This window comes from Pseudarthrobacter sp. W1I19 (genome assembly GCF_030817835.1).
Taxonomy (GTDB): domain Bacteria; phylum Actinomycetota; class Actinomycetes; order Actinomycetales; family Micrococcaceae; genus Arthrobacter.
The window spans coordinates 4,170,389-4,183,861 of record NZ_JAUSZR010000001.1 but is presented as its reverse complement, the minus strand read 5'-3'; the positions used below and the strand labels follow the sequence as shown (position 1 = coordinate 4,183,861).

The 13,473-nt window shown below is 66.1% G+C and carries 14 protein-coding genes; 7 read left to right on the top strand and 7 right to left on the bottom strand.

What is annotated here, in order from left to right:
* Positions 1-129: 129 nt before the first annotated feature.
* Together QF038_RS19360 and QF038_RS19355 are read left to right on the top strand one after the other, a co-directional pair.
* Positions 130-735 (top strand): malonic semialdehyde reductase, encoded by a 606-nt coding sequence (locus QF038_RS19360; protein WP_091420281.1) that lies wholly within the window; start codon positions 130-132, stop codon positions 733-735.
* Positions 736-864: 129 nt separating this feature from the next.
* A complete protein-coding gene (locus QF038_RS19355) occupies positions 865-1,389 on the top strand; it encodes a 2'-5' RNA ligase family protein (protein ID WP_307612374.1) in 525 nt (174 codons plus the stop codon).
* Here QF038_RS19355 and pgm read toward each other — a convergent pair.
* On the bottom strand, positions 1,379-3,043 hold the full coding sequence (gene pgm, locus QF038_RS19350; protein WP_307612371.1) for a phosphoglucomutase (alpha-D-glucose-1,6-bisphosphate-dependent): 1,665 nt from the start codon (positions 3,041-3,043) through the stop codon (positions 1,379-1,381). The genes QF038_RS19355 and pgm overlap by 11 nt on opposite strands.
* A 248-nt stretch (positions 3,044-3,291) precedes the next feature.
* Between pgm and QF038_RS19345 the strand changes: the two genes are divergently transcribed.
* Together QF038_RS19345 and QF038_RS19340 are read left to right on the top strand one after the other, a co-directional pair.
* Positions 3,292-4,179 (top strand): nuclease-related domain-containing protein, encoded by an 888-nt coding sequence (locus QF038_RS19345; RefSeq protein WP_373461663.1) that lies wholly within the window; start codon positions 3,292-3,294, stop codon positions 4,177-4,179.
* Between the two features lie 180 nt (positions 4,180-4,359).
* Positions 4,360-4,815: a DUF4190 domain-containing protein gene (locus QF038_RS19340; RefSeq protein ID WP_307612366.1), complete on the top strand. Its 456-nt coding sequence runs from the start codon at positions 4,360-4,362 to the stop codon at positions 4,813-4,815.
* 77 nt (positions 4,816-4,892) lie between these two features.
* Here QF038_RS19340 and QF038_RS19335 read toward each other — a convergent pair whose 3' ends face one another.
* A complete protein-coding gene (locus tag QF038_RS19335) occupies positions 4,893-6,359 on the bottom strand; it encodes a cytosine permease (protein ID WP_307612364.1) in 1,467 nt (488 codons plus the stop codon).
* Between the two features lie 133 nt (positions 6,360-6,492).
* On the bottom strand, positions 6,493-7,191 hold the full coding sequence (locus tag QF038_RS19330; protein WP_307612361.1) for a FadR/GntR family transcriptional regulator: 699 nt from the start codon (positions 7,189-7,191) through the stop codon (positions 6,493-6,495).
* Positions 7,192-7,328: 137 nt separating this feature from the next.
* On the opposite strand from QF038_RS19330, the gene QF038_RS19325 reads away from it, so the two are divergent.
* From QF038_RS19325 to QF038_RS19315, 3 genes are read left to right on the top strand one after another with little or no spacing between them, the layout of a single operon-like run.
* Entirely contained in the window at positions 7,329-8,696 is a 1,368-nt protein-coding gene (locus QF038_RS19325) for an SLC13 family permease (RefSeq protein WP_307612359.1), read from the top strand.
* Positions 8,697-8,748: 52 nt separating this feature from the next.
* Positions 8,749-9,960: a CaiB/BaiF CoA-transferase family protein gene (locus QF038_RS19320; RefSeq protein WP_307612358.1), complete on the top strand. Its 1,212-nt coding sequence runs from the start codon at positions 8,749-8,751 to the stop codon at positions 9,958-9,960.
* 1 nt (position 9,961) lies between these two features.
* Positions 9,962-11,473 carry a carboxyl transferase domain-containing protein gene (locus QF038_RS19315; RefSeq protein WP_307612356.1) on the top strand — a complete coding sequence of 504 codons (1,512 nt, stop codon included), beginning with the start codon at positions 9,962-9,964 and terminating at the stop codon, positions 11,471-11,473.
* Between the two features lie 131 nt (positions 11,474-11,604).
* Here QF038_RS19315 and QF038_RS19310 read toward each other — a convergent pair whose 3' ends face one another.
* The 4 genes from QF038_RS19310 to QF038_RS19295 all read right to left on the bottom strand — a co-directional run bounded on the left by QF038_RS19310 (position 11,605) and on the right by QF038_RS19295 (position 13,412).
* On the bottom strand, positions 11,605-12,066 hold the full coding sequence (locus tag QF038_RS19310; protein ID WP_307612353.1) for a lipopolysaccharide assembly protein LapA domain-containing protein: 462 nt from the start codon (positions 12,064-12,066) through the stop codon (positions 11,605-11,607).
* Between the two features lie 247 nt (positions 12,067-12,313).
* The gene (locus QF038_RS19305; protein ID WP_307612351.1) at positions 12,314-12,673 is read right to left on the bottom strand and encodes a hypothetical protein; all 360 of its coding nucleotides are present in this window, start codon (positions 12,671-12,673) and stop codon (positions 12,314-12,316) included.
* 184 nt (positions 12,674-12,857) lie between these two features.
* Positions 12,858-13,061: a hypothetical protein gene (locus QF038_RS19300; protein WP_307612350.1), complete on the bottom strand. Its 204-nt coding sequence runs from the start codon at positions 13,059-13,061 to the stop codon at positions 12,858-12,860.
* Between the two features lie 123 nt (positions 13,062-13,184).
* A complete protein-coding gene (locus QF038_RS19295) occupies positions 13,185-13,412 on the bottom strand; it encodes a hypothetical protein (RefSeq protein ID WP_307612348.1) in 228 nt (75 codons plus the stop codon).
* Between the last annotated feature and the right edge of the window lie 61 nt (positions 13,413-13,473).

The window sequence follows — 13,473 nt, the reverse complement described above, 5'->3', positions numbered from 1 at the left end:
GCTGCCGGATGCTGCTGTGGCTAACGTCACGCGCCGTCACGGGAAGAGGACACGGGTAGTTGAAGTTGCAAGTATGGAAAGCGAACAGGCCACCCCGGCACGCGGGGCGGTTCAGCGAAAGGTACGCCAATGACTATTGCCCACGAAGAAGCGGTTATCGATTCGGCCGCCGTCGATGCCATTTTCGCCCAGGCCCGCACCGCCAACTCCTTCACTGGAGAGGTGACCGACGAGCAGGCGCAGGCCATCTACGAGCTGACCAAGTATGGCCCCACTGCCTTCAACTCGCAGCCGCTGCGCGTGACCTACGTCCGCTCCGCCGAAGCCCGCGCCACCCTCGTAGATGCACTCGCCAACGGGAACAAGGCCAAGACCGCATCCGCCCCGCTCGTTGCCATCCTGAGCTACGACACCGACTGGGCAGGGCAGTGGGACAACTTCCTCCCCGGCTACAACGCCCCCAAGGCCATGTACGACGCCAACCCCGAACTGGCCGCCGCCACGGGCAACAACAACGCCCACCTGCAGGCCGGCTACTTCATCCTTGCCGTCCGGTCGCTCGGCTTCGCTGCCGGGCCCATGACCGGTGCCGATTTCGCCGCCATCGACGCGGCATTCTTCCCGGCCGGCGACCAGAAGAGCTTCCTGGTGGTCAACATCGGCCAGCCCGCCGAGGACGCCTGGGGCGAAGCCAAGCCGAAGTTCTCCTACGACGAGGTCGTCCGCACCGTCTAAGCTCCGGTGGTTGAGCCTGTCGAAACAAGGATGCCCTATCACTTTCGGTCCCTATCCACCTGGGATCACAACCAAAAGTGATGGGGCATCCTTCGATTAAGGGCACTGAAGCAGTGGGACACTGGGGCTATGCCCGTGCGGAACCTCATCCTGGTTGCCTTTGTTGAGCCCGTGGCGGAGGGGCTGGTGTTCCTGCGCTCCGACTGGCCGCTGCACATCACGCTGGTGAGGTTCGACGTCGGCGCTACAGATGGTGCCAACCCTGCGGACCGCCTTGCAGTACTTGCGGAAGCGCCGGCCGGGGCAGCACTGGGCGCCAGGCTCACCGTAGGCGGCGATGCCGGGTTCGGCCGGAACGGCTCCGTTCCCGTCAGCCTGATTGAACCGCAACCGGACCTGCAAACCCTTCACGAGCAGTTGGTCGCGGTGGTCGGCAGTCTGGGCGGCAAAGTCCTCACCCCCGCCCACACCCTGTCCGGATACCGGCCCCACGTGTCACATCACGGTGACAAACGGCTATACCCGGGCGACGTCGTCGTTCTCGACCGGATCGCGCTGGTGGACATGGCGCCGGACGGTGACCGTACCGTCCGGCGCGTCCTCCGGCTCTGGGGCCGGGGGGAAACAGCCGGGGCGAAGAACCCTAGGCGATGACGCTGTCCACCAGGGCCTTGGCTTCGGCCTGGACCTGCTTGAGGTGGTCCTCGCCCTTGAAGGACTCAGCGTAGATCTTGTAGACATCCTCGGTGCCGGACGGGCGGGCGGCGAACCAGGCGTTCTCCGTAACCACCTTCAGACCGCCGATGGAGGCGCCGTTGCCGGGTGCTTCCGTGAGCTTGGCGGTGATGGCCTCGCCTGCCAGTTCCGTGGCAGTAACATCCGACGGCGACAGTTTGCCGAGTGCAGACTTCTGCTCGCGCGTGGCGGCGGCGTCGATACGGGCGTACACGGGGGCGCCGAACTGGTCAGTCAGGCCCTTGTAGAGCTGCGACGGGGACTTGCCGGTGACCGCCGTGATTTCCGAGGCGAGCAGGGCCAGCAGGATGCCGTCCTTGTCCGTGGTCCAGACGCTGCCGTCCTTTTTGTTGAAGGATGCACCGGCGGATTCCTCGCCACCGAACGCGCCCTCGCCGGAGAGCAGGCCGGGCACAAACCACTTGAAGCCCACCGGGACCTCCACGAGCTTGCGTCCCAGGCTCTCTGCGACGCGGTCGATGATGGAGGAGGACACCAGGGTCTTGCCCACCACGGACCCCGGGTTCCAGCCGCTGCGGTTGCGGTAAAGGTAGTCGATGGCGACGGCGAGGTAGTGGTTCGGGTTCATCAGCCCGCCGTCGGGGGTGACGATGCCGTGCCGGTCCGCGTCTGCATCGTTGCCGGTGGCAACGTCAAACGAGGCACCCGCGCCTGCACCGCCGTCGGACATGCGCTTGATCAGCGAGGCCATGGCGGCCGGCGAAGAGCAGTCCATCCGGATCTTCTCGTCCCAGTCCAGGGTCATAAAGGCCCATTGCGGGTCCACGGTGGGGTTCACCACGGTGAGGTTCAGCTGGTGGCGCTCGGCGATCTCGCCCCAGTAGTCCACGGATGCCCCACCCATGGGGTCGGCGCCGATCCGGACGCCGGCTCCGCGGATGGCGTCCAGGTCCAGGACCGAGGGGAGGTCGTCCACATAACTGCTGAGGAAGTCGAACTTGCCGGTGGTGTCGGCGGCCAGTGCATCGGCCACCGCCACGCGCTTGACGCCGCGGAGGCCGTTTTCGAGCAGTTCGTTCGCGCGGTTGGCGATCCAGCCGGTGGCGTCCGAATCGGCGGGGCCGCCGTGGGGAGGGTTGTACTTGAAACCGCCGTCAGCCGGCGGGTTGTGGCTCGGCGTGACCACGATGCCGTCAGCCTGGGGTGCGCCGGCACCGGCGTTCCGGTTGTAGGTGAGGATGGCGTGGCTCAGGGCGGGGGTGGGGGTGTAGCCGTGGCGGGCGTCGATGAGGACCTGCACACCGTTGGCGGCGAGCACCTCAAGGGCCGAGTTCTGTGCCGGCTCGCTCAGGGCGTGGGTGTCCTTGGCCAGGAACAACGGACCCGTGACGCCCTGCGCCGCCCGGTATTCCACAATCGCCTGGGTGATGGCGAGAATGTGCTTCTCGTTGAACGACGCTTTGAGGCTCGAACCGCGGTGCCCGGAAGTGCCAAAAACCACGCGCTGGCCGGGATCACCCAGATCAGGCGAGATGTCGTAATACGCGTCAAGAAGCGCAGTGATGTCAACAAGGTCCTGGGGTTGGGCAACTGTACCCGCGCGGCTAGCCATGGGACCAGCATGCCAGAAGGGAGCCGCAGTCAAAACGACCAGGCCCAAATCCGGCCCATGTGTCCGGCCCTGTGACGGTGCAGCGTCATCAAAACAAGTAGCCAACCTGAGTACAGGCCCCGCAAAGTACTTATATACCGCCGCCTCCGCGCCCTGTTACGTTCGAAAAATCGGGCGGAATGTCCGGGAGCAAAAGGACGACGGCGGCCTTCCGCCGTCATATGTGCGGCAGGGAAGCAGGGACGGCCATGGGGGCAGGGGACGGGGCAGCGGAGCAGTCCAGGCTGGCGGCTGAACGCGTTGCCAGGTTGAAGCGCCAGCTCGACCAGGCTGACCGCAACACCAAATCCTGGGACGCGGGCGCCGCTGGTGAGCGCGTGGTCGCGGAGAAACTCAGCGAATTGGTGCCCCGCGGCTGGTACGTGCTGCATGACGTCCACTGGCCTGGCCGGCCGAAAGCAAACCTCGACCATGTCCTCGTGGGGCCCGGCGGCGTGGTGGTGGTGGACGCCAAGAACTGGACTGGCGAAGTCAGGATCGCGTCTGGCGTGCTGTGGCAGGGCCGGTACGCACGCACGCAGGCGGTGGAAGGGGCACTGGCCCAATGCGCCGCCGTCGCCTCCGTTCTGGCGCCGCCGCATCGCCGGACCGTGCGCCCCCTGATTTGTATGGCGGCCCAGCCGGACCTCTTCGGCGTGACCAACTCGGATGTTGCCGTAGTGGGAGCCCAGCGGGTGGTGGGCGCCATCGAAGCCTTGCCTCCGGTCCTGGACCAGCAGACGGTGGTGGGGCTCTACGCACACCTCGGACAGCAACTCACGCACGAGCAGGAGCCTGGCATCACGGCCTTCCGGAGCGTGCGGCCCGGAACGGTGGTAAGGCCGGCGGATCCGCCACCCGCCCCGTCAGCTACAGGCGGTCCGGATACGGCGGTACCGCGCCCTGTGCCAGCCCGAACAGTGTCACGCCGCGCCGGGTCAGGAAGTTCCGCAGTACGAGGGAATCCCCCGAAGGCGGCCACCGGCGGCCGCAAAGCCAAGGGCCGCCAGCGCGGGACAACAGGAGGCGGAAGGCTGGCCCTCCTTGCTGCCTTCGTCATCTTCGCCGTGTACGTGCTGCCCTACCTGGGACGCTGACCTGCTGGCGGCGGTAGGCTGGAAGCAAAACTTCCAGGGGGAAAACTTTGACTGACCAGCCCGCCCACCGGCCTGAATCCCAGCACCCTGACGGCAATGCGCCATCGGGCTTTGAACCGCGGTTCGCCCCGCCGTTTGGCTCGGAAACCACATCCCGGCCGCAGTATGGGCAGGATCAGTATGGGCAGGGCAAACTATGGCCAGGGCGGCTACGGCCAGAACCCCTACGAAGGTCAGGGTCAGTACGCCGCTTACAACCAGCCGCCGAGCCCTTACAACCAGCTGACTGCTTACAACCAGCCCGGCCCTTACGCCCAGCCCGGCCCTTACGGCCAACAGGGCCCCTACGCCCAGCCCGGCTACTACGGCATGCCGGCAGAACCGAAGACGCTCAGCATCGCCAGCATGGTGTGCGGCATTGCTTCGGTGATCATGGGCTTCATCCTGCTGCCGCAGATCGCCGCAATCGTCACAGGCCACCTGGCGCTTAAGCGGGAGCCATCCGGCAAGGGCATGTCCATCACCGGCCTGGTGCTCGGATACCTGTGCCTGCTGGGCTATGGTGCGTTCTGGCTGCTGGCCATCATCGGCCTGGCCATCGCCAGTTCCACCAGCAGTTCCTCCTACACCTTCTAAACCTCCAGATGCCCCATCACTTTTGGTCCCTAAGATGCGCTTTTAGGGACCAAAAGTGATGGGGCATCTTTAGTTCTTCAGGCTTTGCCGCCGGCTGCAAGCGGAACGGTGTCCTCCGCAGGGCTGTCCTGGTACGCACTGTCCGGATAGATGGATTCGGCCGGTGCCCGGTTGGTGGCCTTTGCCCAGGGGTAGTAGACGGCGAGGGTGACGGCGATGCCCACAAGCCATGAGATGTCCGCTCCGCCCAGCCATTTGGTGACCGGTCCCGTGTAGAGTGCCTGCGCGAGGAACGGGATCTGGACCAGTACGCCCACCCCGTAGGACACCAGCGCGGCCATGTTCCAGCGGCCATACCGGCCGTCCGGATTGTAGAGGGCCGGGATGTCCAGCCGGTCGCGGGAGATCTTGTAGTAGTCCACCAGGTTGATCACGGACCAGGGCGTGAACACCATCAGCAGCAGCAGGACGAAGTTCTTGAACAGGTTCAGGAAGTCTTTGCTCGCAAGGAGCGCGATCAGGACGCTGGCCCCGATGACGGCGATGATAAAGACGATCCGCAGCGTCTTGGATACCGTGTCCTTACGGTTGACCGCTGTGCTGATGGTCACGCCGCACATAAACGCACCGTAGGCGTTCAGGCAGTTGACGGTGAGTTTGCCCGTGACGATCACGAGGTAGATAAAGACCGCGATCAGGCCGCCGCCGGCCAGGTCGCCCATATAGCCCACCTGGTTCTTCAGGAAGTCGCCGCCCAGTTTTGCGGCAGAGAGCCCGCCGGCGAGTGCGCCCAAGGTCATGGCCCACTGCGCACCGCCCACGGATCCCGCGAACGTGTACCAGAAGGTCTTGCGCTCGGAGGTGTCGGCGGGAAGGTAGCGGGAGTAGTCGGCCACGTACGGGCCGAACGTCAGCTGCCAGCCGGCGCCGAGGGCGATCGCGGTCAGGAACGTCGGCCATTCGAACCCTTTGACCATCATCACCTGGGTGACGTCGAACTTGGTGAGGACGGCGACGGTCAGGTAGAGGAAGCCGGCCAGCCCCATCACCGTGGCGATGCGTCCGAGGGCATGGATGTACTTGTAGCCCAGGATCGCGAGCAGGGCCGTCGCGGCGCCGAAGATGAGAATGCCGACGGCGGGAACATCCACGCCCAGCATCAGGTTGATGGCCTGGCCGGAAAGCACGGTTCCGGTGGAGGCGAACCCCACATACATCAGGATCACCAGCGCCAGCGGGATCACGGCCCCGTAAACGCCGAACTGCGCCCGGCTGGAGATCATCTGGGGCAGGCCCAGCTTCGGTCCCTGGGCCGAGTGCAGGGCCATAACAGCGCCGCCCACCACGTTGCCCACCAGCAGGCCCACAATGGCCCAGAAGGCGTCGGCGCCGAAAACCACCGCCAGAGCACCGTCAACGATTGCGGTGATTTGGGCGTTGGCGCCGAACCAGAGCGTGAACTGCCCCCGCGGGTGGCCGTGGCGCTCGCCCGGCGGAATCATTTCGATTGATCGTGCCTCTACGGCACTGCTTGCTGCGGCCATGGCCAACTCCTTGTGATAAACGTTCGTTCAATCACACCGGGTTGGGCCGGCAATGAAAACCGGAAATCCGGGGGCACTGTCTGGCATGGGAGACAGGGGTGCCGGACTCGGGCGTGTCGTTACCAGGCGGCGGTCAGCGGAGCAGCTCCACATCCGAGACGAGCTCGATATGCGCCAGCATGGCTTCGGCCGCCCCTTCCGGATCCTGCGCGCGGATGGCATCGGCGATCTTGCGGTGTGAAGCCAGGGACTGTTCGGGACGGCCGGGCTGGCCGAGCGATTCCATCCTTGTCTCAAGGATCATCTCGGCGATGAACGCCATGAGCTGCGCCAGCACGCTGGAATGGGCGGCGCCAGTGACGGCCTGGTGGAAGAGTTCGTCGCCGTGGGTGCCGCGGTCGCCGTCGTTGATCTCCTTGGACATCATGTCCAGGGCGTGATCTATTGCCGCGAGGTCATCCTCCGTGCGCCGGGCGGCGGCGAGGGCGGCGAGTTTCACCTCCAGCGTGCTGCGGGCCTCCACGATTTCCGGGAGCCGGCTGCGGTGTTCACGCAGCCCCTTGATCACGGATGCAACACTGGGCCGCCGCGCCAGCACGGCACCGGTTCCGTGCTGGACGTCGATGACTCCAAGCACCTCAAGGGCCACCAGGGCCTGGGCCAGGGTGGCACGGGAAACGCCGAGGCGCTCGGCCAGGTCACGTTCTGCGGGCAGCAAATCACCCGGTCCTAGCTGGGCAGATTCGATGTACGCGAGGATCTGCTCCACCAGCTGTTCGTACAGCCGGGGGCGGGCCACCCGCTCCAGTCCAAGCCGTGCTGTCTTCTCCACAAAGCCTCGTCTACGTCGTAGGTCCTCCCAGAATACATGGCACCTCCTATTGACAGATAGACTCACTGTCTAAGAGGCTAGTCCAGTGAGCCAGTTACTCACGTCACATTCTTCTTTCCCCAAACGGAGGACCAACGATGTCCGCTCCTGTCTTGTCGATCATCATCCTGGCGGCGATGTTCCTGCTTGCCACCGTCCTGCCCCTCAACATGGGTGCCCTCGCCTTCGTCGGCGCGTTCCTTCTCGGCAGCGTGGTGCTGGGCATGTCCACCAACGAAATCCTCGCCAACTTCCCCGGCGGCCTGTTCCTGACCATCGTCGGCGTCACCTACCTGTTCGCCATTGCCCAGAACAACGGCACCATCGACCTCCTCGTGCGTGGCGCCGTCCGGCTCGTGGGAAGCCGTGTGGCGCTCATCCCCTGGGTCATGTTCGCCATCACCGCAGTCATCACGGCCGTGGGCGCACTGTCTCCGGCCGCCGTCGCCATCATTGCCCCCATCGCGCTCCGCTTCGCCGGGAAGTACAAGATCAGCCCGCTGCTGATGGGCATGATGGTGATCCACGGCGCCCAGGCCGGCGGCTTCTCGCCCATCGCCGTCTACGGCGTCACGGTGAACGGCATCCTCGCCAAGACCGACCTGGCCTTCAGCCCCACCGCGCTGTTCCTGTCCAGCTTCGTCTTCAACCTCCTCATCGCGCTGGTCCTCTTTGTTGTCCTGGGCGGCCGCGGACTGCTGTCCTCCAAGGTGGGGCACTTCGTCGAGCAGGCCGCCGAGGCCAGGATGGCCGTCAGCGTAGGAGCCAAGGCCGGCTCCGACGTGCCGTTCAAGGGCTTCGGCTCCGGCATGTACGGTCCCCGGGATCCCGCGGGCGACGGCCTGGCGGCCACCAAAGAGCGCTCCGAACGGATTCCGCAGCTCGTCACCATCGCCGGCCTGGTCGCACTGGCCGTCATCGCCCTCGGGTTCAAGGTGGACGTCGGGTTCGTATCCATCACCATCGCCATCGTGCTGGCGCTTGTCTCACCGGCAGCCCAGAAGGGCGCCATCAACAAGATCAGCTGGTCCACTGTGCTACTGATCTGCGGCATGCTCACGTTCGTGGGCGTATTGGAGGAAGCCGGAACCATCGAGTTCGTCTCCAACGGCGTGGCCGGCATGGGCATGCCGCTGCTGGCGGCCCTGCTCATCTGCTTCATCGGTGCGGTAGTTTCCGCGTTCGCTTCCTCCACGGCCATCCTGGCAGCCCTCATCCCGCTCGCGGTGCCGTTCCTCTCCACCGGTGAAATAGGGGCTGTTGGCGTCATCTGCGCGCTCGCCGTTTCCGCCACCATCGTGGACGTTTCGCCCTTCTCCACTAACGGCGCACTGGTTCTGGCCAACGCCCCCGAAGGCGTGGACAAGGACCGGTTCTACAAAAGGATCCTCGGCTACAGCGGCATCGTCATCGTCGCCGGGCCTGTCCTGGCGTGGCTGGCACTGGTGGTGCCCGGATGGCTGTAGCTGACCGGCCGCGCGCAAACTTCCCCGCCTGTTCGAGAAGAGGAACCCGCACATGAGCAGAACTGATAATGCACAGGGCCCACTGTCCGGCCACCTTGTAGTCGACCTGAGCCGCGCTTTGGCGGGTCCGCATGCAGGCATGATGCTGGCGGACCTCGGTGCCCGCGTCATCAAGGTGGAGAACCCGGGAACCGGGGACGATACCCGCGGCTGGGGTCCGCCGTTCGTTGGCCCCGCCGATGACCTCCAGTCCACCTACTTCATGTCCTGCAACCGCAACAAGGAATCCATCAGCCTGAACCTGAAAAGCGCCGACGGGCAGGAGGTCCTGCGGGGGCTGCTGGAGCGCGCCGACGTGGTGATCGAAAACTTCCGTCCCGGCGTGATGGACCGGCTCGGCTTCCCGCCCGCGGCCATGCACGAGCTGAACCCCCGGCTGGTGATCCTCTCGATCACTGGTTTCGGCCATGACGGGCCGGAATCGCAGCGCAGCGGTTACGACCAGATCCTCCAGGGCGAGGCGGGACTGATGTCGCTCACCGGATCCGGCCCGGACGACCCCCAGCGCGTGGGTGTCCCCATTGCGGACCTGCTTGCGGGCATGAACGGTGCGTTTGGAGTACTGGCGGCCCTGGTTGAACGCGAGCGGACCGGGCGCGGACAAGTCGTGCGCACCTCCCTGCTGGCATCCCTGATCGGAGTCCATGCCTTCCAGGGCACCCGCACCACCGTGGCGGGGGAAGTCCCCGAAGCGCAGGGGAACCACCATCCCTCCATCGCCCCCTACGGCCTGTTCAACTGCAAGGACGGCAGCGTGCAGATCAGCGTCGGCAGCGAAAAGCTGTGGTCCTCGTTTGCGGCAGCCTTCGACCTGGACCCGGCGGCGCCGGGCTTTGCCAGCAACGCCGAAAGGGTGCGGAACCGCGCAGCGGTGATTGCCGCCGTCGAACGCGTCTTCGCTGAGTATGGAGCAGCAGAGCTGCTGCAGAAACTGAACGACGCCGGGATCCCGGCCGGGAAGGTGCGCTCGCTTGATGAGGTGTACGCGTGGGAGCAGGTGGCGTCGCAGGGACTCGTGGTGGATGTGGACCATCCCGTGCTCGGCAAGGTCAGCCTGCCCGGGCCGCCGCTGAGGTTCTTTGCCCCGGGTGACGCTGCGGAAACCACCGTCACCGGGCACGACGCGCCGCCGCTGCTCGATGAGGACGGGCCGGCCATCCGTGAATGGCTGGGGCTGGCGACTGTTGCCGCGGGAGTGTCCTGACATGCCCACCGTTGAAAAGGTGCGGCACCTGAATGCCGCCGAGCTGCTGGCAGCCGTGGTGGACGAGGGCTCCTTTGTCTCCTGGGACTCGCCTGCGCAGGAGCCCGCGCTGTCCGAGGAGTACTTCCGCGACCTGGCCAAGGCGCGGGAGCGCAGCGGGACTGACGAATCCGTCATCACCGGTGCCGGGCTCATTCGTGGACGACGGGTGGCGGTGATCGTCAGTGAGTTTTCGTTCCTGGCGGGATCGATCGGCCATGCTGCCGCGCAAAGGATCGTTGCCGCCATTGAACGGGCCACCGCCGAGGGACTGCCGCTGCTGGCCGGGCCCGCGTCCGGCGGCACCCGGATGCAGGAGGGAACGCTGGCCTTCCTGTCCATGGTGAAGATCACCGGTGCGGTGCGCGCCCACCGCCAGGCGGGCCTGCCTTACCTGGTCTACCTCCGCCATCCAACCACCGGTGGCGTGATGGCCTCCTGGGGAACCCTGGGCCACATCAACGTGGCGGAACCGGGTTCACTCCTGGGCTTCCTGGGCCCGCGGGTGTACGAAGCCCTGCACGGCGAAGCGTTCCCGGAGAACGTCCAGGTGGCGGAAAACCTGTTCAGCAAGGGCCTGATCGACGGCGTGGTGGAGCCCGCGGGCCTTCCCTGCCTGGTGGCCAGGGCGCTGGACATCCTCTGCGCCCGCCGCGGTCCGCTGCCGGAACCGCCGCCCACGCTTGCCGTCCGGCCCGCTCCGATCGACGCATGGACCTCCATCAGCATTTCCCGGCAGCCCCGCCGGCCGGACCTGCGGCAGCTCCTTAAATACGGCGCCTCCGATGCCCTGCCCCTGAATGGAACGGGGCAGGGGGAGAAGGACCCCGGGCTCCTCTTGGCCCTTGCGCGGTTTGGCGGGCAGTCCTGCATCGTCCTGGGCCACGCCCGCCCGCTGCGCAGGGACGCCGCCGGGATGGGGCCGGGGTCGCTGCGTGAGGCCCGGCGCGGCATGAAGCTGGCTGAGGAACTGCGCCTGCCGCTGCTCACTGTCATCGACACCGCCGGCGCAGCCCTCTCGCAGGAAGCGGAAGAAGGCGGGCTGGCAGGCGAGATTGCGCGCTCGCTGCATGAGCTCATCGGGCTGGAAGCGCCGTCCGTTTCGGTGCTGCTGGGCCAGGGCGCCGGCGGAGGAGCCCTGGCATTGCTTCCGGCGGACCGGACCATCGCGGCGCAGCACAGCTGGCTTTCGCCCTTGCCGCCCGAAGGGGCCAGCGCCATCGTCCACCGGACCACTGCGCATGCTCCGGCCATGGCAGAGGCGCAGGGCGTGAATGTCGCGTCACTCTACGCCAACGGCCTGGTGGATCACATCGTGGATGAACGCGACGACGCCTCCCTGGAACCCCAGGAGTTCTGCCGCCGCATGGCACTCGCTATCGAATACGAGCTGGCATCCGTGGCGGGAACACCCGTGCCGGAGCTGGTGGCGGCCCGCTCTGCGAAGTACCGGAGCCTGGGGACGGGTAGGTAATTTGGCTGGCGCCGGCTCGTCTGGACAGGGCCTGCTCATCTGGGCGGCTCCGCCACTTGGGCTGGCCGGTCACGCGGCAGGGTTGCCTGCCGCGCCGGCGCCAGGTGCCGGCACGCGAGCGCCTTGGTTTCTTACCTGCGTTGGGCGGCGCGGGCGCGGTGGGCGTTCCTGCGGAGTTGAAGAATCCGGGCACCGCCGGCAACGGCAACCACTACGGCGCCGGACACGCTGGCAATAAACAGGGCCATCCCCAACGGGACGGAACCCTCAAACCCGAAGTACCGGACAAGCACCAGGTCCTGGTTCTGCAGGATGAAGATGATCAGCAGGATCAGGAGTACCAGCGCTGCCACGACGGCGGCCCACACCACGCCGGCGCGGGTCACCTGGGGGCGGTCGGCGGCAGCGCGGGCGGGCGGTGGTGTGGTCGTCGGCGTTGAATCCGGTGCCTGGGCGCCGTCGGTGCCCGCGGCTGTGCCGTAGCCGGGTGCGGTGCCATCCAGGTGCGCGGGCGTTTCGGCAGGCGGGTTGGGCTCCACGGAATGTCCAGCGGACTCCGGCTGTCCGGCTGGCGGGTAGTTTCCGGTGCTCATGCTGGTTCCCTTCCCAGGACTCCTATGGACTGATACTAAGCATACTTATGGTCCTACCCTAATAGGAGTCCGCGGAACAGCACAACGGGATGGCCAGTCAGCGACAGCCGGGGGTGCAGGCCGCTTTAGATGAAGCACCTCGCGTTCATGGCGGCTCCTGCCGCTACCGCCAGCGCTCCCGTCCCCGCATTGCCTGGGCCGGCTTCGGCAATTCAGGTTCCGGCAATCCCGGTTCGCGAAACCAGTGCTAGGTTCCGGAGATACGTTCAGCGTGCTCCAGTTCCTGGGCGCTCAGTTCCGCCGGACCGCTTGCGAGGAGCCTCCAGCTGGAGACGGTGCCGTCAGGTTTGTCGAACGCGCCGGATGCCAGGGCGCTGTGGATGAGCCCCCGCACGTCGGGTTCGGAAGCGGGCGCGGTGGCGAAGACGATCCGCAGCAAAACGCTGCCCCCGTCCCGGGACCAACCGGTGTGGTGCGCGGCCAGCGGGCAAGGGGGCGGGTGTTCCCAGTTCCCGCATAAGGCGGTAGTGATGGCGGCACCCGGAGCAGCAGGATCGGCAGCGCCTTCCATCAACAGGGTGGCCGCATGCACATACAGTCCGTTCACTGTGCTGATCCTTCCGCCAAAACATTCGTGCTGCCGCAGCCCGCCATGCTCCGCAAACCCGCCCATCGCAAGGCAACCGTTGCAAATACGCCCCTCGCAAACACACCCCCCAACACGCCCCTCGCAAACACAACGGAAGGGGCTCCAGCGGGAGGCCCTTCCGTGTTACCGCACCGTCAAGGCGTCAGACCCTCTCTTTGCTCTTTTCAGCCGAGGGAGTGCGCGGAGCTGGCGTCCTGCGCCAGTTGGGGAATGCCCAGAACGTAAAGTCCTGCGCCTTGACCGGCTTCTCCGGAGTTTCCGCCGGGGTTTCCTGCTTTGCCTCGGGCCGGCGTTCAGTTTCTTTCCTGATGCCCCACCCGAAGTCCTTGCTGGATGAATAGCACATTACAGGCCTCCTCATAGTGACTGCCCTTTAATGGTCCTCCTGTTCGCCCCCGGAGTCGAGGTACGGACAGTGCGTCTTGACTAAGCGGAAACTGGCAATGGACCCGAGGGCGCGAAGGCCTGGTCAATGGCCACCGGACAGTACGTCCTCGGCCTCCTGGGGCTGATGGAACTGGCAAGGCCCCTGGTGGCGGAGCGGCAGCAGGCAGGTCCAGCCGCTGGGCAGGTGCACCACGGCGCACCGCCCCGTGGTGGCCAGGTCCTCCCTCACATTGGCGTTGCTGAGGTCCGGCCTGTCACCCGCCGGCTGCGCTGTGCCGCTGCTTGCTGTGGTGGAGGATTCTGCATTCATTGCGGCAACTTCCCCTTCGAGTGATGGCACATCCCGAAACGGGAAGCCGTCTGGTCCTGCC